Origin of the sequence: Pseudomonas sp. 22526 (assembly GCF_052044735.1) — a bacterium.
In the GTDB taxonomy this organism is placed as follows: Bacteria; Pseudomonadota; Gammaproteobacteria; order Pseudomonadales; family Pseudomonadaceae; genus Aquipseudomonas; species Aquipseudomonas piscium.
On record NZ_JBQENK010000009.1, the window covers coordinates 265130 to 286111 of the forward strand.

Here is a 20982-nt window from a genome sequence, read left to right on the forward strand (position 1 = left end):
AAAAATCGGCGAGATCAGTGATGAATACCCTGCCAAACTTCATTTCCAGCGAAGGCTCGATTGTCTCCATCAGATATGCAACCCGTATCTCCAGCTCAAACTTCCTGACTCCGGCCGAACCCATCGGGCATTGTCGATCGGCTGCATAGTCACGCACCGCTCGCCGTGGTCAGCCCAGCATGAATTTATGTTGTCCTGATGCATCCTTTTAAATCAGGTGAGCCCATGTTCCTTGCGTAGCGCCAGCAGACTGACCATTACACTGTTCTCGTCGTCGGTCAGCGCAGAGACGGATCGTCCATTAGCCTCCTTCAGCACACCGGCGATAATGGTTTGCTTGAGAGCATCATCCACATTCGGGCAGCCCAGCGTCTTCATCAGCCCGGCCAGCGGATCCATCAGGTGCTCCATGAAGTGTTGGATGCCGCCAGTGCCACCACCCAGATGCCATTGCAGGCTCTGCCCCATGCAGCCCCAGCGCACGCCCGGGCCGAAGCTGACAGCTGCATCGCAGTCCTCGACGCTGAGAACACCTTCTTGAACCAGGTAGAGCATTTCCTTGTAGAGCGCCGCTTGCAGTCGATTGGCGACGTGCCCCGGAAGAGCCTTATGCAGCCGGATCGCCTTTTTTCCGATCGAATTGTAGAACTGCATCGCATTCTCGATCGTCTGCTCAGATGTTTTCGAGCCACCAACAACTTCTACCAACGGAATGACGTGCGGTGGGTTGAACGGATGGCCAATCACGCAGCGCTCCGGATTGGCACATTCAGCCTGGATCACGTCCATAGTTAGCCCCGAGGAGCTAGACGCAAGGATCGCAGTTTTCGGCGCATACGCGTCGATCTGGGCAAAAAACTTAGCCTTGAAATCAGGCCGCTCGGGACCGTTTTCCTGAACGAAATCGACTCCGTCGAGCGCTTGTTTTAGATCGGTGGTGAACGTAAGTTGTTCGCGACTGGCACCAGGGGACAGGCCGATCTTTTGAAGTATGGGCCATTCCCTTTCGATGTACTCGCGCAGCGCATCTTCCGCTTTGGGAGCAGGGTCGACGGCAATCACCTCGAATCCGCGCGCTAGATAAAGTGCCGCCCAACTTGAGCCAATGACACCTGTGCCCACAATAGCAATGCGTTTAACGGATTGTGCAAAAGACATGTTTGTATCTCCTTGTAAGCCCTCAGGGAGAAGGACGTTGTGTCTAACCAGACTCAAATCGGTTCGCCAAATCATTTCGAAATAGCTTTCCCCGATGGGTTGCCGAATGGTTCTATCAGAAGCTCTTGTACAATTACGGTAGCGGTAGAATCTCCAATCAGCTCTAGTGGCCTGTACGGGTAGTTCGTTAATCTAAGTCCCCCATAAATAGGCAGCCAACCGATTTAAATAGATAAATGAATTAAACAAACAGTCCACTAGTAGGCGATTTTAGTGAGTTGTTCATCATCGTTGTTGATGAAGGTCTAGCACTCGCTCGGTCGGCATCATGTTGTGGTTAAGGTGCGACATGATCCAAAGCGATCCGACTATGACGATTGCGACGATAAGCACGCCGAACGCCAGAGCAAGGATGTTGTTTGTGTTGTCCGGCCCAGTGTTAAGGTGCAGGAAGAACACTAAGTGAATGCCCATTTGCGCGACGGCAAGCACACCAAGTGCAACCGGGATGCCCGGCTTCCACAGAAACGTATCGTGGATGATGAGGAACGAGGCAGCTGTCAGCAGTAAGGAAATGCCGAGACCGATCAAGTAGCTCCGCACACCTGCGGAAATGCCGCTGTCTTCCATCGCCTCATCACCAGGTGCGAGCTGTCCCGGTCCTTGGTTGTTGTTTTTGGCGCTCATTCGGTCACTCCCATTAAATAAACGATAGTGAAGATGGCCACCCAGATGATGTCGAGCGCGTGCCAGAACAGGCTGAAGCACATAAAACGCCTAATCAACGTCTCATTGAAGCCCTTAACCCAGAACTGCGCCATCATTGTTCCTAACCAGAGTCCCCCCACTATGATGTGTACACCGTGGCAACCAACTAGAGTGAAGAACGCCGTTAGGAAAGCGCTACGCTGTGGACCATTACCAGCTTGAATTAACCCATGGAACTCACGCATCTCAAGAATGAAGAACGCCAGGCCAAGTAGGCCGGTTGCTAGTAGCCAGAGCTGTGTCCAGATCCTATTGCGCGCTGAGACGGCAAGTGCAGCCATGCCACAGGTGAAGCTCGACAGCAGCAAACATACCGTTTCGACTGCAACGTTATTGACGTCGAATAGTTCGCGGCTACTTGGCCCGTCTGCTATCGAGTCCTTGAGTACAGCGTACGCTGCAAAGAAGCCCGCAAACATGATGAAGTCGGACAGCAGGAAGACCCAAAAACCATAACCGACGACGATACGTTTGGGGGCCGGCCCATCGGCACCATGATGGGCACCAAGCCTGTGCGGATCGTGCATTGTTACTGCGACGCTCATGCCTTGATCTCCGAGTCGAGAATATCCTGGCGCACCGCGCGGCGCCGAGCGTCGTAAGCGGCGACGTCAGTTGCGGGGATTTCATACTCATTTTCATCGCGCCAAGCGAACACAACGAAGGCCGCGAATGCGCCGACCAAGGCAACGATTGCCAACCACCAGATGTGCCAGATCATTGCGAAACCAAATACGACAGCGAAGAATGCTGTGAAGAATCCGGTTGGACTGTTACGTGGCATGTGAATCGGTTCGTACTTCGGTTCTTCTTCGAGCTGGCTGGCCTTGATCGCAGCTTGCTTGACGCCCCAGTACGCCTCCTCGCCGCGCACGTCGGGCAGCAAGGGGAAATTGAAGGCCGGCGGTGGCGAAGTCGTGGCCCATTCGAGTGAACGCCCATCCCATGGATCGCCACTCGTATCGAGCAACTCCTCGCGACGGCGGATACTCACGATCAATTGTGCAATCAGACAGATAATGCCGAAGAAGATCAGCACCGCACCGAACATTGCTACGACTAGCCAAGGCTGCCAATCTGGGTTGTCGTAGTGCTGCATGCGCCGCGTCATACCCATGAAGCCAAGCACATAGAGGGGCATAAAGGCGAAGTAGAAGCCGACACACCAGAGCCAGAATGAGGCCTTTCCCCACCCCTCATGCAGCTTGAATCCGAACGCCTTTGGAAACCAATACATGTATCCGGCCAGAGCGCCAAATACAACGCCGCCGATGATGACCTGATGGAAATGCGCTATTAGAAACAAGCTGTTGTGCAGAACGAAATCGTTCGGCGGAATTGCCAACATCACTCCAGTCATACCTCCGATCACGAAGGTAATCATAAAGCCAATTGTCCACAATACCGGCGTGTTGAAGCGCACTCGGCCACCGTACATAGTGAACAGCCAGTTGAACACCTTTACGCCGGTCGGCACTGAGATAACCATTGTCATAATGCCGAAGAACGCGTTGACGTTAGCTCCTCCGCCCATCGTGAAGAAGTGGTGGAGCCAAACCATGAAGGACAGTACGCAGATCACCATCGTGGCCACTATCATCGAGCGGTAGCCGAATAGGGGCTTACCTGAGAAGGTGGCAATCACTTCAGAGAAGACGCCGAATGCTGGCAGGATCAGGATATATACCTCCGGATGCCCCCAAGCCCAGATCAAGTTGATGTACATCATCGCGTTGCCGCCGGCATCATTGGTGAAGAAGTGAAAGCCAAGGTAACGATCAAGCAGCAGCATCGTGAATGTTGCAGTCAGAATCGGGAACGCGGCGACGATCAGCAAGTTCGAAGCAAGCGCAGTCCAGCAGAAGATTGGCATGCGTGTGAGGGTCATACCCGGAGCACGCATTTTGAATATTGTCGCCACCAAGTTGATACCGGACATTAACGTGCCAATACCGGCAATCTGGAGCGCCCATAGGTGATAATCAACGCCAACGTCCGGAGAGAACTCCAATCCCGAGAGCGGTGGATAAACCAGCCAGCCCGCGCGCGAATACACACCCACACCAAGCGATAGATTGACAAGCGCTACGCCGGCGGCAGTGATCCAGAAACTGACCGAATTCAGTGTTGGATACGCCACATCACGCGCGCCGATCTGTAGCGGCACGACGAAGTTCATCAGCCCGACTGTGAACGGCATCGCAGTAAAAAAAATCATGATTGTGCCGTGCGCCGAGAAAATCTGATTGAAGTGATCGGGCACAAGATAGCCAGCATTCGCACCACCGAGCGCCATGGCTTGGTGAGTACGCATCATGATCGCGTCAGCAAAGCCGCGCAGCAGCATGACGAAACCGAGCAGGAAGTACATGACGCCGACGCGCTTGTGATCGACGCTGGTAATCCACTCCTTCCACAAGTACGACCAGTAGCCCTTGATCGTAATCCACGTGAGCACGGAGCCTAACACCAACAGCACGACGATCACTGTTACCAGCGCGATCGGCTCGTTAGTAGGAATCGCATCCCAGGTCAGCTTACCCTGCATATTGTTGGCTCTCCTGCGTCTTTCAGTGCGAATGGGTGCCCACGGGTGATACAGCACCGTCCTTCGGCTTCGGCAGCGTGTGCGACTGCATCATTACGGAGTGGAACAGTCCAGGCTCGACCGCACCGTAGAATCGTGGCTGCCTCTCCACGCCTGGCTCATGTAGAGCCCAATACGCAGTCGTATCAAGCCTCTCGCCCGATGCTTGTATGTTGCGCAGCCAAGTGACGTAATCGTACTCACTGACTGCACGCATTTTGAAATGCATGTCAGGAAAGCCTTCCCCACTAAACTGTGCAGACAGACCGTCGAATTCACCGGGCTCATGTGCCTGTAGGTAAAGTTGCGACTCCATCCCAGCCATCGTGTATATCTGACTGCCAAGTTGAGGCACGAAGAAACTATTCATTACTGTCGCGGATGTCAGACTGAAATGCACTGGCCTAGCCGCCGGCACAATTAACTCATTGACACTAGCGACACCTTCGTTGGGGTATATGAACAGCCATTTCCAGTCGAGTGAGATCACCTGCACTTCAACTGTTTGTTTGTCCGACTCAATTGGCACCCACGGATCCAGGTCATGTGAGCCTACCCAAGCAATACCACCGAGAAACATGACTACTAATGCGGGAATGGCCCAAACAATGAATTCAATGCGACCGGAGTAGACCCATTCAGGGCTGTATTTCGCACGTGAATTAGAGGCTCGGAACCACCATGCGAACGCTAGCGTGAGTACAATCACCGGCACAACAACGAATAGCATTATAACGAACGAGTTGAGCAGGATACTGCGTTGCGCGTCACCAATTGGCCCTTTCGGATCAAGCAAACCGCCGCTACATGCACTTAACAGCCCCATGACCAAGATGAAACTGAGCAGACGGATAAGTATCAGTCCCGAAAAGGGACTCTCGGACTTTCGCATATCCCCTCCCCCATCTGCAGTTAAGTGTTGTTTGAATATAGCCAGCCTGCACAGGCTCAGTAATTGTATTTAAATACAATATATTTTGTGCCTTTCCACAATCGCCAACGCCAACTGGCTGCCCTACGATCAAGGTCGATCCATCATCAGAATAATGATGCGCGATCGATTGCAAAGAAATGATCCGACGGCTTTATGCCTGTAACTTCGTTACTCGGCTCCAACTTGATAAAAGTTCTAGCCACTTAACTTTTGTGAGTCATCCATGTTGCTATATTCAACTGTTCATTGGAGGTGCTCAAGGTGGGACAAGTGGGACAAAGAGTTTTAATCGTTGGAGGGGGAGCTGGCGGATCCGAACTTGCCGCAATGCTGGGGCGCCGCTCACATCGCCTAGACCTGCAGGTCTCATTGGTGGATTGCGCTACGCGGCATTTATGGAAACCGCGACTCCATGAGGTCGCGGCCGGTTTACGCAGCGACAGTGATGCAATTCCCTATCTAGCACTCGCCCGAGGGAATAACTTCCGATTTCGCCTCGGATCACTAATCAGCCTTGACGCGAAAGCACGAACCATTTCACTCGGGCGAGTCACGACAGCGCAGGGTAATACACTTCTGAATGAGCGAGTGCTGCAATACGACACTCTTGTTCTCGCCTTTGGATCACAAGTAAATGACTTTGGAACACCAGGCGTGCGCGAGCACTGTCTTTTGCTCGATGACAGCGAGCGAGCTTTTGCATTCCAGAAACAATTGCTGGAGGCTGCTGTACTCGTCTCGCAAGGAACCACAGACCGTTTACGGATCGGCATCGTTGGCGCTGGTGCGACAGGAGTCGAGTTGGCAGCGGAGCTTTGTCATTCAATCAGGGCAGCACACAGCTCAGGCGGCTTGATGCCCGCCGACAAGCTCGAGATCACTCTGATTGATATGGCACCACGGGTTCTTGCCAACAGCTCGCCGGCAATGTCTGATTTCGCCGCGCGCGCCTTGCAGCAACTTGGCGTTACGCTTCGACTTAACGCAGGAGTGGCACAAGTAACACCCGACGGATTTGAGCTCAAAGATGGCAACACCGTACCTTGCGATTTGAAGGTTTGGGCCTCTGGAGTCATTGGACATCCATTTACGACCGACCTCAATCTCACTCTGGATCGTTCTCGTCGCATTGTCTGTGATTCATTTTTGCGTTGCGTGGGCGAAGACAATATCTATGCATTGGGTGACTGCGCCTCTGTGATTGACCCCGCAACCAACCATCCACTCCCAACAACAGCTCAAGTCGCGCATCAACAAGCAGTCTATTTGCTCAAAGCACTTTCACTTAAACCAGGCGTCGCACCTTCAGAGGTATTTCAATACCAAGATCGCGGCTCACTGGTATCTCTCGGTACAAAATCTACAACCGGAGAAATCCCACTTCGGAAGCGCCGAGCCTGGACGTTCAACGGCATGTTTGCAAAGTTTGGATATGTATTTCTTCAGATAATGCACCGCGCCACGCTATTGGGCTGGCGCAGGACATTGACTCTAACGCTTTCCGACGCCCTCCGACGAACAGCCGTTCCGCCGGTGAAGCTCCATTAGAAGATAACCGCCGACAATCGGCGTCGCATCCGAAGCGAAATCGCACTTCTCTAGAAATTCGAATATCGGAGGATTAGCAAGATGCTGACTGGTGCCATGGGGTATTGGCAGATTATGCTATTGTCGTTAACGCTGACCAGCTTACAGGACGCGAAGGCATCCGGCCCCGAAACGCCTAGCAATATGACAATAGCTGTCCCTGCTCCAAATAGCGAAACTCGTTGGTTTGCGAGAGTCGGTCCTCTCTGGGTTCCGTACCACTCAAGCGCCAACATCGAGATCAATGGAGCCTCCATTCCAGGCGCAACAGCACATGCTCGCAACAACGTCACAGTCATGTTCGATGTAGGTTATGAGGTTACGCAAAACTTTTCAATTATGGTTATGGGGGGGATACCGCCTCGCACTGCCGTCAATGGCGGAGGTACAGTCGAAGCACTGGGGAGTCTAGGAGCCGTGCGGTACGGTCCGATATTTCTCACCGGTATTTATCACTTCCTGCAATGGCGCAGCCTACGCCCATACGCTGGTGGCGGAGTAGCGCATGCCTTCATTCTGAAAAATTACGATGGCGCAGTTTCGCATCTGAAAGTTCACGGTAACTCTGGAGCCGTGATTCAGGCTGGCGTCGAATATCAATGGAGCGAGAAGTGGAAGATTTTCGTCGACTATAAACATCTTTGGCTCCATCTCAACGCAAATGGAACACTCCAAGATTCACCTGTTAAAGCACAGATCACACTCGATCCGGATTTAGTTTCTTTGGGTGTAAAATTTTACTTCTGAACACAAAAACATTTTAATGATCGCAACGTTCAATAATGTGGCAATTACCGCTCCGATGGGATCTTAACACCCATTCGACTATCCAGTTGCTACCAAAACTGTCACGTGCTGCTGTTACCCAACCGAGATGGTCGCAAGGCCAACCAAGTCGGATGACTACATAACCTTCCTGGAAGCCTACCAGTCACTGATCACTGCCTAATATGCTGAAGGATACCTGATACATCCGAGCGCATGAGAAAACTGACGATGATGGCGGAGCTGGTTGTGTCATATTCGAGAGCTGTCCTGCAGCGCTTCGTCAAAAAGACTTAAACGCTATATCCACGGCACTTTCACCAGCGCTCGCCTCACAATGCATATCAGCCTGCTGGATATCGCGAATAACTGACTCAAATCATCAAGCGCATAGCTTGGCTTCCGGAACTCGAACTACCTCCTTCTCAAAATCTAGACTGCTTTCTTCGGGAAAGCACGATGAGCCTTATTAATGCCCCGCTCAACCCTTGGTGCTGCATCTGAGCGAATACCGACGCAACCGCAGTGCGATATCCAGCCTGCCAACCCAGTCGGCGTCATCCAGACTCGCGCCGAGCAGTTCTTCGACCCGCCCCAGTCGATAGTCCAGAGTATTGGGGTGAATCCCCAGGCGCTTCGCCGACTGACCGCGGCGACACCCGAGACCCAGATAGGTTTCCAGGGTTAACAGGAGGTCGGGTTCGTTGGTCAGTTGTTCGAGAAGGGAGACCAAGTAACGCAGCGCATTCTCGTTGCCACGGATGCCATCCTCGACCAGGATGCCCGAGTATCGCCTGACCGTCCGTTCAGCATGCTCGCCAGAAAAGAAATCCAGCGCTCTTAGGGCCTCCTCCGCCGAACGGGCCCAACCTTGCGCACCGTGATTCATGATCCCGAGCCCAGCTTGCCGGATCTCTGCCAGCCCAGTGAGCAGCACCGCTGCCCTCCGAGCTAGGCGCTGATCGGCCTGACTTATTGCCTCGCCGTGGGCGCAGGGCAACCAGATGAGTAGCCTCTCACGATGCCAGGCACGCACCAGATCCGCAGTTGCCACCTTGAAGGTGCGCGCTACCTGCAACAGCAGGCGCTCGATCTCATCCTCCCGCGTCCTCAGCTTCTCGGCATCGATGGCGACATCCAGAGCCAAGGCCACCCGCGACATGCCGGGGTCGAGACCGAGGGCAGCGAGTATTTCGCGAAAGCCCGCCTCATCTTCCGGGGTATACAGCAGGATGTAGTGCAGTCGCTGGTCTAGGTATTCGCGCCAGCGCGCCTGCCTGAGCTGTTCGTCAAGGTAAGCCTGGACGGTTTCCTCGGCAGCCTCGTCGAAATAGCAGAACATGTAGCGAGACACATCAAACAGCAGCTCCCTAGCCAACGCTTCACAGTCGCCGGCCAGTTCCAAGTAGCCCTGCCAGATCTCGCGCTGACCAACGCTGAATGCCCGCATCAGCGATTGCAGCGGAACCCCCTGATGCGCACGACGGCGACCATAATCGGCGAAGACTTCACGGGCCTCGACGGACAAGCCGTTGCCGCTCAGCAGCGCTTCGCACCAGAGCTCCACGAAACAGACCAGAAACTCCTCGACGCTAACCCGGGCCTGCGGGGGCAAATCCCTGTAGCCCTCCATGCCATCCAGTTCGGCATGAACCCGTGCGCTTATACGGCGAGGATCTTCGGCAAGTATTGCAGTGACCGCTTTGAGTCGATCACTGAGCGCAGGAATCGAAACGATCACCTTACCCTCGAGACAGGAAGAAGAAGTTCGGCAAGACAATAAAAATAACCTACCGATAGGCGCCAAAAAGAATAGCAGAAGGCCTATAGCCATTTTAATCGCCTAAAACCACAATAAAACTTGTACTCATTCACAATGGCTATCAGCAAAATTCCAAAATAGCCTATGCAGAGAGCTGATGCTTTTACCATCAGCCCACTCCTATCGCCCAGACCCCATAGCCTCAGGTAGTGTGCATGCCCATTCTTACCCGCCCCAGGCAGGCACTGTTGCTAACCAGCGTCCTGCTCGGCGGTTGTTCAATGCCTCCTTCGCTCGTGCTGTTCGGCGCAGCCTTTCCAGATTGGTTATTCTGCGTTGCCGGCGGGGTCATAGGGATGGTGCTGATACACATGCTGCTGGGGCGCTACGACATGCGCCAACAGCTCGGCCCGCTAGCCTTGAGTTACCCGATGATTACCGCCTTGCTCGCCGTGTCGCTATGGCTGGTCCTTTTCCGTCGATAAGTTCCCGTCCATGATCCAGACCGCTCTCGCCCGCCGTAGCCGCCTGCCCGCCTTGTTGCTCACCCTCGCCTGTCTAGCGGTGCTCGGCTACGTTGTCTATCGCCTGGAAACGACACCGAGTACCGACGACGCCTATGTCTACGCCGACACCATCGACGTCGTACCCGAAGTCAACGGACGGATCGTTGAGCTGCCGGTGCACGATAACCAGTTGGTCAAGCAGGGCGACCTGCTCCTGCGCATCGATCCGCGTCCCTACCGGGATGCCTTGGTCCAAGCCAAAGCCCGGTTGATCACCCTGGACCGACAGATTGAGCTGACCCAGCGTTCGGTTAATGCCCAGGAGTACGAAGCCGCCTCCGCGGTCGCCGGAGTGGAACGCGCCCGCGCCCAAGCCAAGCAGGCCGGCGACACCCTTCGGCGCTTGGAGAAGCTGCTGCCCGGCGGCTACGTGTCGATAGAGTCGGTGGACCAGGCGCGAACCGCGCAACGCTCCACCGGCGCCGAATTGAACACGGCACGACTCCAGGCGCAGCGCGCCGCCGCCGCAGTGAGTGGGGTTGATGCACTGGTAGCCCAACGCGCCGAGGTCGAGGCCCAAATCTCCATCGCCGAGCTGAACCTGGAATTCACAGAGGTCCGTGCACCTTTCGACGGCCGCGTGGCCGCCCTGCGCACCACAGTCGGCCAGTTCGCCTCCGCCTACAAGCCGGTGTTTACACTGATCGACGCGCGCCACTGGTACATCGTCGCCAACTTCCGTGAAACCGACCTCAAGGACATCCAAGCCGGAACCCCGGCAACACTTTACCTGCTCAGCGACACCGGCCGACATTTTCGCGGGTGGGTCGATTCCATCAGCTATGGGGTCATGCCCGACGATGGTGGGGCAGTCGTCGAAGGACTGCCGCGGGTGCAGCGCAGCATCAACTGGGTGCGGGTATCGCAACGCTTCCCGGTGAAGATCGCTGTGACCACTGCAGATTCTGGCCTGTTCCGGATAGGCGCATCGGCCGTGGCGATCCTCCACCCCGGCGAAGCGGAGGCTCACTCCCCTGCTGATGCCCCCCCCCATGCACAGCAGCACTGAGCCCGGTCTCGAGCGGCTGCGCTCCTTCCTGGCCGGTGAACTGCGCGCCTATCCAGGCCGGCTCAATCTGATGCTGCGCAGCCTGCTCGGCTGTACTCTGGTGATTGTCGTCTCGATGACCCTGCAGGTGCCGTTCCTAGCGCTGTCGCTGACCGTGGTGTTCTACGTCACCCAGACCAACGTAGTGGTGACCCGCCTGGTTGGCAGTCTGTTCGTCGTTGGTTCAACGTTGGCCGTCGGCCTGTCGATCCTTCTGCTGAAGTTCACCTACGATCAGCCGCTGCTGCGCATACTCGGGGCTTCGCTGCTGCTCTTCTGCAGTACCTTCCTAATGCGCACTACGCGGATCGGGACAGTGTTCTTCATCGTCGGCATTGTGGTTATCTACTCGCAGACCTTCGCCGACCTCACCGACCAGGGCGAAGTCATCCTACGCCAGCTACTATGGGTCTGGGTCGCGGTGAACTACGCCATCGTGCTAACCCTGCTAGTCAACACGCTGTTCCTTCCAGTTGAACCGCAGAAGCAGTTGCGCGAGCACCTGCTGAGGCAGTTGCGGAGCGTCGCCGACCGCCTGCTGCCGAAAACCGCGATGCCACCTACGCGGATTGTGCAGGCCGATATCCAACGCAGCATTCTGGTCGCGCAAAAGCTTCTGCGCTTTGCCTGCATGCGCGACCCGCGCTACCGCGCCGAACAGGGGGCACACCTGACCCGCATCGGCGCCATTTCCCGGTTATTCATGCTGGCCCGGCAACTGCCGGAAACACCCCCGGCCTCGGATGTCCCGCTGCGCTTGCAGCAAGCCGTCTGCGTCTTGCAGGCCGCCACGGAAGCGGGAGAAACTCTGCTACCGTCCGCCGACTTGGCGCGACTGGACACCCGCGAGCTACCGGCGGTCTATGAGGAAATCCGCCGGGTCCTGCTGTCCCTGGCAAATCAAGACATGCATCCGGACAGCGCTGTGGCCAGCGGCGCGGCGGCGCCAACGGTCAGCGATGCGTTCACCAACCCGGTTTATGTCCAGTTTTCCCTGAAAACCTTGCTCGCTGCCCTGCTCTGCTACCTGTTCTACACTGCCAGCGACTGGCAAGGCGCCCACACCATCATGCTGACCTGCCTGATCGTCGCACAACCCAACCTTGGCGCCATCGGGCAGCGCAGCCTACTGCGAGTGGCCGGTGTCCTGCTCGGCAGCGCCCTCGCTTTGGGCATGATGGTCTGGGTGGTGCCGCACCTCGACGACATCTTCGGCCTGCTGTGCATGGCCCTCCCGGTAATCGCGCTCGGCTCCTGGATCTCGGCTGGCTCGGAGCGGATCAGTTACGCCGGCACACAGATCGTGTTCACTTTCGCCCTGGCGCTGATGGACAACTTCGCGCCCAGTACCAATCTGACGGAAATCCGCGATCGTCTACTGGGCATCCTGCTTGGTGTTGGTGTTTCTTGGGTCATCCATGCCCTACTCTGGCCGGAGGCGGAAGGCGAAGCGCTGCGCCAGCGCCTAGCCAGGCTGTTGCGCGCGACGGCTGCCTCGCTGCGCTCCGGAGGCGGCAGCGCCCCGGACCAAAAACTCTGGAGCGAACTGGGTGATAGCCAGAACATGCTCGCGCGAGTTGCTTTGGAGCCTGGCTGGCAGGCCGGAGAAGGCCAGCAGGAAGTACTGACTCTGCGCCTGCAGGAGATTCTCGTGGCAGTCCAGACGATCATCCTGATCAGCGACAGCCTGCATACGGAGATCGCCCATACCCGGCTGAAACCGGAATTGCACCTGGCCTTTCTGGAAGTCCGCGAACAGGCGAGCGTCTGTCTAGAGCGCTACGCGGACTGGCTGAGCGAACATCCCGACGGAGCACCAATCAGCATTGGCGCCCTGGACGAGAGCTGGCGCAATCATCGTCATGACTTCATGGAACTCAGGAAATCCCCCCTGTCCCGGCTTCTGGATGAACTGGTCGAAGACATAGAACGGCTCACGACGCTCCACCTCTTCGATAAACCTCGCTAATGCGCTTTAGGCAGAGACCAATGTGTCGCAGCGATGAGCAGTTTTGTAAAACTTAGCGTACGCATTTGATGACATTTTGTTCCCCCAAAAGTCCTTGGAATAGGCAGTCTACCATTACGAGGACACTCGCAAGGCGCCATCATTTTCATCTCTGGCTAAACGCTAAGTCAGTAAACCCCAACAGGTTCAGTATCTTTTCGCTTGCGGTAATCCTCACTTGAATTGAGGCGATAGGCGATAGTGGATCTCTTGACGTTGCGTAAAGCCTGGCCAATGTCTTCGACGGTAGCTTTTGAGGAGGAGAGATCCCCGAACCTCTTAACTTGAATACTGAAGATGTTAGCTTTGAAAGCTCCCTTATCCATCGGAGCATATCCTTCTGCGCCATGGTTGTAGATTCGTCCAACTAAAAGGGTTACGGGCTGCCTGCCGAAAGACGGAACATCCACTGTGCCGGAAATATTGAACAACTGACGGTTTTCTAAAACGGTCACATCTGGACCAAGAGCACGCTTCACATCCTCGACAATCTGGTCAATGCATTCCACATACGCCCTTTTGAGATCAGCCTGCTCCGATACCCGACGGTAACAGATGGCTGCACCGTATGTTGTCCGCGGATCTGGTGTTGTGTCAGTACCCGCAATCATCAGTGCAGCTCCTGCTGCGCCTACTGCACCAGCACCGAGGCCCGTTGTGGAAAGTGCATTAACGCTGACAGCAGCAAGATCTGTGTTTACAGGACTTGCTACCTGAGGTTTTCTGGCTACTGCTGGAGAAATGTAGGCCTGAGTTAAACCCGTCTCAGAAGTAGAAAACTTGAAGTTGGAAAACTTTCCGGGCATCACTGCCTGAAAATCTGGCATACCAAAAAGCGCCAGCACTCGCGTAGTTTCACTGACCTGTCCAAGCGTCAGTGGGCTTGCATTTGCAAATCGCATGGTCGACTGAGTCGTTTGAAACTGATAGTTGCGCCCAGAATCGGTGAACTCTGTGTTATTTGGTACCGGGAGTGATGTACAGCCAGAAAGAACACCGGCAAGGGCTAAGGCTGGTGACACTGCTGCGGAGTATCTCAAGGTATCGCTCCTTGGTGCTTTATGAATACTAAAGCCAACTGCTTTTCAGAATCTAAGCTTGACCATTCGAATCTGAGTTAGTCGTTGGCGTGGATTCCCATTGTCGTGAGCGACGTCCTTCTAAATGAGTAGTTATGCTGCGAACTCACCCACGAGTGGTCAGGAATTACTGAGAGGAACTTGAGAGCATCGAACTGCAGAAAAGCGTCTCTCGGCGCGAGTTCTGTCGAGCAACAACTTCTGCTTCCCCACAGATGTAGGTCCTATCGCCTTGGACGTGATAGGCATAGGCAACACCTTCTGCAGATTCAAAGCGCACAATCGATTCCAGCGGCTCCATCATCCATCGACCCGAATGGTTTACATGGTCCGGTGTAACCAAAAGAACGCCTTCCAGGCGCAGCCCATGTCCCTGATCCGCTATGAGCGACTGAAGAAACTGCTCATTACTCAGCATCAACATCGGATGAAAATCAAAGTCATCTGCCGGCTCCGTCGTGGCGACATAAAGCCAAGGGCGGTGGATATTGTGTTCTACATAGCTCCACGCTGTGGGGTCACCGCTAAAGAGCCCCGATTGGTCAATTTTTGCGTGCTGGTAGGTCAGAAACATTAGACAGATCTCAAAATATACTATTAATAGTATAGAACAAAACACACCGAGACGGCTTTATCGTTCCTTTTGCGAGCTGCTTAAATGCGATCGGAACTCAAGCGTGCACTTGGTGCTGTTCTCAAGTCGTACCGGCTGAAGCGAAATATTTCTCAAGAGAGCATGGGCCCGAGCCAGCCCTACATCAGCAACATCGAAGCAGGCCGGTGGAGTGCATCGATCGACAAAGTCGAGCAGATGGCGAAGGTGCTGGGAGTGCACCCTGGCACCGTCATTCTCGCGGGCTATCTTTCATCTGAAGATGGGGCGAGTTCCGAGGAATTGCTTGAAAGGATTCGAAGTGAATTGCGTGAAATTGGGCTTTAGTGCCGGATATTGCAGCCGGAACCTAATCGCGGCCGTAGCTTGAACAGCCAACGCTAGGAACACTACTAGCAACCTAATGAGCGATTGTGCCCAGCACTCGAGAGCACTCTGAATTGTAAGGCTACTACTTACCAGGACCGTTCTTTTCCGCAGGCTCACATCGCAGGGAACAACGAACACTGGCATGTCTTTTTTTAAACGTCTGTATACCTTTCGTGAAACGCCTAGCCGCAGCCCACTGGAAGACTTTTTAACAGAGTTACTCGTGGAGTGGCTACGGCAGCTAACCTTCGCAGGAAAAGCTAGAGAAGTGCTCACAGGCCTGTTCAAGGTCCGCTCTCTTCCACCATATCCAGAAACACTGCAAGACCTCATCTGGGAAACCCAGCATGTCATCGGACCAGGCCATCGTGCAGCCAACAAGCGGCCTGATATTGTCGGCCACTGCAAAGACTTTTTCCTGATCATCGAGAACAAGCTCAGCGCAGGCTACACCAAACATGTCGATGAGGAGGGCGAGTCCAATCAGTTGAGTATGTATGACGAATACAGGAAAGCTCGGCCCGAAAAGTTTGGAACTGTCATTCTGCTCACTCACTACACCTTGGAGCCAGCAGGCTGGAGCGATCGAGTGTGCAACTGGCGTGAGATTCATCGCTATCTAAAAGCCATGCAGTCCTCGCCACACAATGCATGCAAAGACACGGCACTGAACTATGTCAGTGAGAAGTTTTTGGCTTTCATCGGTGAGTACGATATGAACGGTACCCGGCTGGACCTCAACGACGTTGTGGCAATTACTCCGTACAAACGCCTTCTGGTTGGGATGAGAAGGTTAGGGGCAATCGCAACACGAGCATTCAGTTTGAAGATGCAGGATACAACCGCAAGGTGCTCGGTTGAGAACATGAGGGTTCCACATCCGAACGGAATGGCAAAATTTGCTGAGCCTAATTTCTTTGGCTCAATCCTTACTCCGAACGGTAAAAAGACTGATGACTCTATGTTCATCATTTGGGCAGGCGTGATCGGGGATGAGGTTTATGATCACATCAAGCCGGAAATCTTGGGCTTGCCCGAGTTATCGGTAGGGTTCGGGGTGTGGATACCTGATCCTATGCTCAATGAAAAGCTCATGTGCGCACTCGATCAACTGGTGCTGCTGTTCAATGAGGAAAATGTCAGTAGGACATGGCAATGGAGTTATGAACCTATTGATCATGAATACACAGTAGTCAAGGTGTGCACACAACGCTCATTGACCGATGTACACAATCAAGCCCGCGGAGGGGACTGGGACGATATCGCTGCCGAGTTTTTCCGCATGAATCTAGACGTAATGTTCAACGGGTTTTCGATTTCGGCCGCAGGCACTGAAAAATCTTTCTTTTCAGCCTTGCGAGCGTCTGCCGGGACATAGGGTCAGCCTCATTGTTCCGACACGCCGGAAGTGCTCTGAGAGGTATTGATCATGGTAAGCGAGGCGTACGACGAGCCGCTGGTAATTGCCAGTAGAGCCAGGCATTGATGTCGGCTTATGTCTGATAAAGGCGCTAATCGAGCCGCAGATGATGAAAGCGAGTAGAAAGCATTCACCCAGCCCCATATGGCTGCGGGAACCTCCCAAATGCTTCATCCCAAAGAACATCTCTAAACATCAGCAGTAGAACCTACATGAGCACGTCAACGTTGACACCCCCTATCAACTGAAGACATCCAGTAGAAACCCCAGCCATTCAAGCACTGCTACGGAATCTAAAAAATAAGTCAACGAAACCACTTGCGATAATTTGCGGGCACAGGATCAAGGCGGCAGCGTTGTGCGCCAGGGCACGCTTGACCACCTGCCGCGGATAGACGCTGGTGGTGTTGATGGAGCCCTGGAACAGCGCCTCGAACGCCAGCACCCGGTGCTTGGAGTCGAGAAACAGACAACCGAAGACCTCATGCGGCTCATGTCGCAACATCGCCTTGAGGTAGTCGCGGACCGCGACCGGACTTTCCAGCACCGAATTACGACTGAGCTTTTCCGCCAGATGCCGCCGCGCCATTTCCAGCACCGCCTGCAATTGCGCGAACTTGGCCGGGCCCAGGCCCAGTTGCCGGCTGAAGGTCAATTGATCCGCCTCGAGCAGGCCACGCAGGCTGCCGAACTGATGCAACAGGTGTCGCGCCAGGTCGACCGCGCTTTTTCCGGCGACCCCGGTGCGCAGGAAGATCGCCAGCAATTCGGCGTCGGAAAGGGCCAGCGCGCCCTGCTCGAGAAGCTTCTCCCGCGGGCGCTCCGCCGCAGGCCAGTCGCGAATGCTCATAGCACCTCCATGTGTGTGGGCGCCGCTGTTCCATAGCGGTCGCTGTGCTATCTTAGCCCATCTTTTTGCGTGGAATTTCCCCTGGGGAGGGGGTGTTACACGCAGCAATCATTGAACTGAAAGGCAGGCCTATGCAGCGGCTGTATCGGAAACGCATCGTTCTCGGCGTCGGCGGCGGCATCGCTGCCTATAAGAGCGCCGAGCTGGTTCGCCGACTCCTCGACCACGGCGCGGAAGTGCGTGTGGTCATGACCCGTGGCGGCAGTGAATTCATCACCCCGCTGACCATGCAGGCCTTGTCCGGGCACCCGGTCCACCTGGACCTGCTCGACCCCGCGGCCGAAGCCGCCATGGGCCATATCGAACTGGCCAAATGGGCCGACCTGGTACTGATCGCCCCGGCCACGGCCGACCTGATCGCCCGCCTGGCCCAGGGCATCGCCGACGACCTGCTGACCACCCTGGTCCTGGCCACCGATGCCACCGTCGCCATCGCCCCGGCCATGAACCAGGCCATGTGGCGCGACCCTGCCACCCAGGCCAACACCCAACTGCTGCAAAGCCGTGGCCTGAAAGTCTTCGGCCCGGCTTCCGGCAGCCAGGCCTGCGGCGACGTCGGCCTGGGCCGCATGCTCGAAGCCAACGATCTGGCGCTGTGCGCCGCCGACTGCTTCCAGCACCTGGCACTGACCGGCAAACACGTACTGATTACCGCCGGCCCGACCCAGGAAAACATCGACCCGGTGCGCTACATCACCAACCACAGCTCCGGGAAAATGGGCTTTGCCCTGGCTGAAGCCGCGGTCGAAGCCGGCGCCCGGGTGACCCTGATCACCGGCCCGGTACACCTGCCGACCCCGGACCGGGTGACCCGCATCGACGTGGTCAGCGCCCGCGACATGCTCGCCGCCTGTGAAGCCGCCATCCCCTGCGACCTGTTCATCGCCTCGGCCGCGGTCGCGGACTACCGCCCGGAAGTCGTCGCCCCACAGAAATTGAAGAAAGACCCTACGAACGGCGACGGCCTGCTGCTGCAGATGGTGCGCAACCCGGACATCCTGGCCACCATCGCCACCCGCCCCGACCGTCCGTTCAGCGTCGGCTTCGCCGCTGAAACCGAACACTTGCTCGACTACGCTGCGCGCAAACTCAAAGACAAGAACCTCGACCTGATCGTCGCCAACGACGTGGCCAACCCGAGCATTGGCTTCAACAGCGAGGAAAACGCCTGCAGCGTGATTGACCGGGAGTTGCACGCAACTCTCTTCGCCCAGACCAGCAAGGGCAAGATTGCCCGCCAACTGATCTCTTTCATCGCCGAACGGCTGAACCAGGTTTAACTCGCATGCACGCTTTACAAGCCAAGATCCTCGACCCACGCATCGGCAACGAATTCCCTCTGCCGCAGTACGCCACGCCGGGCTCCGCCGGCCTCGACCTGCGCGCCATGCTCAAGCAGGACACCATCCTGGAACCGGGCCAGACCCTGCTGATTCCTACCGGCCTGTCCGTCTACATTGGCGATCCTGGCCTCGCCGCGCTGATCCTGCCGCGCTCCGGCCTGGGTCATAAACACGGCATCGTCCTGGGCAACCTGGTCGGCCTGATCGACTCCGATTACCAGGGCGAACTCATGGTCTCCTGCTGGAACCGTGGCCAGACCGCATTCAACATCGCGGTGGGCGAACGCATTGCCCAACTGGTGCTGGTGCCCGTGGTGCAGGCGCACTTCGAAGTGGTCGAAGCCTTCGACGAAAGCCAGCGCGGCGCGGGCGGTTTCGGTCACTCCGGCAGCCATTGAGCAAAAAATCCGGCCGAGCCAACAGCTCGGCCGGAGATTGGCGGGCTGTGTTTCAACACTAAAATTCTGCTGCTTTACTCAGAGACTGAGCCGCCCGGAATCAAGGCTGAAGGTGGTCGAAAAAGAGCTGACGCTCATCAGATGGCATTTTTGCACCATGAACCCAAGGGCAAAAACACCGTCATACCCTTCAGTTCGAGCCTTCCGGTCAGTATTCCGGCCTGTCCTGCCCCCTTTTAGACGGAGCACCCCCAGTGATGAGCAATGCAGCCCAAGTCGTACCCAAGTTCCCTGAAAGCATCTTTCGCGCTTATGACATTCGCGGAACCGTTCCGGAAACCCTGAACGCTGAAACCGCCTACTGGATCGGTCGCGCCATTGGCTCCGAGAGCCTGGCCCAGGGCGAACCCAACGTCTCCGTAGGCCGTGATGGCCGCCTGTCCGGCCCCGAGCTGGTGGCGCAACTGATCCAGGGCCTGCACGACAGTGGTTGCCACGTCAGCGATGTCGGCCTGGTACCGACACCGGCGCTGTATTACGCGGCCAACGTGCTGGCTGGCAAATCCGGGGTGATGCTGACCGGTAGCCACAACCCGTCGAACTACAACGGCTTCAAGATCGTCATCGCCGGCGATACCCTGGCCAACGAACAGATCCAGGCCCTGCACGATCGCCTCAAGACCAACAACCTGAGCAGCGGCCAGGGCAGCATCACCAAGGTCGACATCCTCGATCGCTACAGCAAGGAAATCACCACCGACGTCAAACTCGCCCGGCGCCTGAAAGTGGTGGTCGACTGCGGCAATGGTGCGGCCGGCGTCATCGCGCCTCAGCTGATCGAAGCCCTGAACTGCGAAGTCATCCCGCTGTTCTGCGAAGTGGACGGCAACTTCCCCAACCATCACCCGGATCCGGGCAAGCCCGAGAACCTGGAAGACCTGATCGCCAAGGTCGCAGAGACCAATGCCGATATCGGCCTGGCCTTCGACGGTGACGGCGACCGTGTCGGCGTCGTGACCAACACCGGCAGCATTGTCTTCCCCGATCGCCTGTTGATGCTATTTGCCAAGGACGTGGTAGCGCGCAACCCGGGCGCGGAGATCATCTTCGACGTCAAATGCACCCGCCGCCTGATTCCTCTGATCAAGGAATACGGCGGTCGCCCACTCATGTGGAAGACCGGCCACTCGCTGATCAAAAAGAAAATGAAGCAGACCGGCGCGTTGCTGGCCGGCGAAATGAGCGGCCATGTCTTCTTCAAGGAGCGCTGGTTCGGTTTCGACGACGGCATCTACAGCGCCGCGCGGCTGCTGGAGATCCTCAGCAAGGAAAAATCCAACGCGGAAGAGCTGTTTGCCACCTTCCCGAACGATATTTCTACGCCGGAAATCAATATCCATGTGACCGAAGAGAGCAAATTCAGCATCATTGATGCGCTGCACGACGCGCAATGGGGCGCAGGCGCCGACCTGACCACCATCGACGGCGTGCGAGTCGACTACCCCAAAGGCTGGGGCCTGGTTCGCGCCTCCAACACCACGCCGGTGCTGGTGCTGCGCTTCGAAGCCGATGACGAAGCCGAACTGCAGCGCATCAAGGATGTGTTCCACACCCAGCTGAAACGTGTTGCACCTGACCTCCAACTACCGTTTTGATTTTCTTCAAGC

The 20982-nt window shown here is 55.9% G+C and carries 17 protein-coding genes and 2 pseudogenes; 10 read left to right on the forward strand and 9 right to left on the reverse strand.

All coding sequences use genetic code 11. The features are described from left to right. Positions 1–213 precede the first annotated feature (213 nt). The 5 genes from ACTJKT_RS16250 to cyoA all read right to left on the reverse strand — a co-directional run bounded on the left by ACTJKT_RS16250 (position 214) and on the right by cyoA (position 5405). Positions 214–1158: a 3-hydroxyacyl-CoA dehydrogenase NAD-binding domain-containing protein gene (locus tag ACTJKT_RS16250; RefSeq protein WP_440787775.1), complete on the reverse strand. Its 945-nt coding sequence runs from the start codon at positions 1156–1158 to the stop codon at positions 214–216. Positions 1159–1443: 285 nt separating this feature from the next. Further along, positions 1444–1845 carry a cytochrome o ubiquinol oxidase subunit IV gene (gene cyoD / locus ACTJKT_RS16255; RefSeq protein WP_440787776.1) on the reverse strand — a complete coding sequence of 134 codons (402 nt, stop codon included), beginning with the start codon at positions 1843–1845 and terminating at the stop codon, positions 1444–1446. Next, positions 1842–2471, reverse strand: a complete 630-nt coding sequence (locus tag ACTJKT_RS16260) for a cytochrome c oxidase subunit 3 (protein WP_440787777.1) — start codon at positions 2469–2471, stop codon at positions 1842–1844. The genes cyoD and ACTJKT_RS16260 overlap by 4 nt, the downstream gene beginning before the upstream one ends. Next, complete coding sequence (gene cyoB / locus ACTJKT_RS16265) at positions 2468–4474, reverse strand: cytochrome o ubiquinol oxidase subunit I (RefSeq protein WP_440787778.1); 2007 nt, start codon at positions 4472–4474, stop codon at positions 2468–2470. The genes ACTJKT_RS16260 and cyoB overlap by 4 nt, the downstream gene beginning before the upstream one ends. A 22-nt stretch (positions 4475–4496) precedes the next feature. Next, positions 4497–5405, reverse strand: a complete 909-nt coding sequence (cyoA, locus tag ACTJKT_RS16270) for a ubiquinol oxidase subunit II (protein WP_440787779.1) — start codon at positions 5403–5405, stop codon at positions 4497–4499. 312 nt (positions 5406–5717) lie between these two features. Between cyoA and ACTJKT_RS16275 the strand changes: the two genes are divergently transcribed. Both ACTJKT_RS16275 and ACTJKT_RS16280 read left to right on the forward strand, forming a co-directional pair. Next, positions 5718–6995 carry an NAD(P)/FAD-dependent oxidoreductase gene (locus tag ACTJKT_RS16275; protein WP_440787780.1) on the forward strand — a complete coding sequence of 426 codons (1278 nt, stop codon included), beginning with the start codon at positions 5718–5720 and terminating at the stop codon, positions 6993–6995. A gap of 81 nt (positions 6996–7076) precedes the next feature. After that, a complete protein-coding gene (locus ACTJKT_RS16280; RefSeq protein WP_440787781.1) occupies positions 7077–7781 on the forward strand; it encodes an OmpW/AlkL family protein in 705 nt (234 codons plus the stop codon). A gap of 499 nt (positions 7782–8280) precedes the next feature. On the opposite strand, the gene ACTJKT_RS16285 is transcribed toward ACTJKT_RS16280, so the two are convergent. After that, entirely contained in the window at positions 8281–9540 is a 1260-nt protein-coding gene (locus tag ACTJKT_RS16285; RefSeq protein ID WP_440787782.1) for a PucR family transcriptional regulator, read from the reverse strand. 236 nt (positions 9541–9776) lie between these two features. Between ACTJKT_RS16285 and ACTJKT_RS16290 the strand changes: the two genes are divergently transcribed. Genes ACTJKT_RS16290 through ACTJKT_RS16300 form a run of 3 tightly spaced genes read left to right on the forward strand, consistent with a single transcriptional unit; the run spans position 9777 to position 13144 of the window. Continuing rightward, a complete protein-coding gene (locus tag ACTJKT_RS16290) occupies positions 9777–10046 on the forward strand; it encodes a YtcA family lipoprotein (RefSeq protein WP_440787783.1) in 270 nt (89 codons plus the stop codon). A gap of 10 nt (positions 10047–10056) precedes the next feature. Further along, the gene (gene mdtN / locus ACTJKT_RS16295) at positions 10057–11136 is read left to right on the forward strand and encodes a multidrug transporter subunit MdtN (RefSeq protein ID WP_440787784.1); all 1080 of its coding nucleotides are present in this window, start codon (positions 10057–10059) and stop codon (positions 11134–11136) included. After that, positions 11120–13144, forward strand: coding sequence for an FUSC family protein (locus ACTJKT_RS16300; protein ID WP_440787785.1), 2025 nt, complete (start codon positions 11120–11122; stop codon positions 13142–13144). Before mdtN ends, ACTJKT_RS16300 begins: the two co-directional genes overlap by 17 nt. Positions 13145–13311: 167 nt before the next feature. On the opposite strand, the gene ACTJKT_RS16305 is transcribed toward ACTJKT_RS16300, so the two are convergent. Next, positions 13312–14223, reverse strand: coding sequence for a hypothetical protein (locus ACTJKT_RS16305; RefSeq protein WP_440787786.1), 912 nt, complete (start codon positions 14221–14223; stop codon positions 13312–13314). A gap of 166 nt (positions 14224–14389) precedes the next feature. Then, on the reverse strand, positions 14390–14836 hold the full coding sequence (locus ACTJKT_RS16310) for a hypothetical protein (RefSeq protein ID WP_440787787.1): 447 nt from the start codon (positions 14834–14836) through the stop codon (positions 14390–14392). 84 nt (positions 14837–14920) lie between these two features. Here ACTJKT_RS16310 and ACTJKT_RS16315 point away from each other — a divergent pair, with 84 nt between their 5' ends. After that, positions 14921–15202, forward strand: a complete 282-nt coding sequence (locus ACTJKT_RS16315; RefSeq protein WP_440787788.1) for a helix-turn-helix domain-containing protein — start codon at positions 14921–14923, stop codon at positions 15200–15202. Positions 15203–15386: 184 nt separating this feature from the next. Further along, positions 15387–16622 (forward strand): hypothetical protein, encoded by a 1236-nt coding sequence (locus tag ACTJKT_RS16320; RefSeq protein ID WP_440787790.1) that lies wholly within the window; start codon positions 15387–15389, stop codon positions 16620–16622. Positions 16623–17001: 379 nt separating this feature from the next. Here the strand turns inward: ACTJKT_RS16320 and radC are convergent. Next, positions 17002–17514 (reverse strand): annotated as a pseudogene (radC, locus tag ACTJKT_RS16325) (RadC family protein); the annotation flags it as partial. A gap of 131 nt (positions 17515–17645) precedes the next feature. Here radC and coaBC point away from each other — a divergent pair. The 3 genes and pseudogenes from coaBC to ACTJKT_RS16340 form a co-directional block, all read left to right on the forward strand. Next, positions 17646–18854, forward strand: coding sequence for a bifunctional phosphopantothenoylcysteine decarboxylase/phosphopantothenate--cysteine ligase CoaBC (gene coaBC / locus ACTJKT_RS16330; protein WP_007921117.1), 1209 nt, complete (start codon positions 17646–17648; stop codon positions 18852–18854). A gap of 5 nt (positions 18855–18859) precedes the next feature. Beyond that, positions 18860–19315: a dUTP diphosphatase gene (dut, locus tag ACTJKT_RS16335; protein ID WP_016703155.1), complete on the forward strand. Its 456-nt coding sequence runs from the start codon at positions 18860–18862 to the stop codon at positions 19313–19315. Positions 19316–19566: 251 nt separating this feature from the next. Beyond that, a pseudogene (locus ACTJKT_RS16340) lies at positions 19567–20970 on the forward strand (phosphomannomutase/phosphoglucomutase); the annotation flags it as partial. Positions 20971–20982 lie beyond the last annotated feature (12 nt).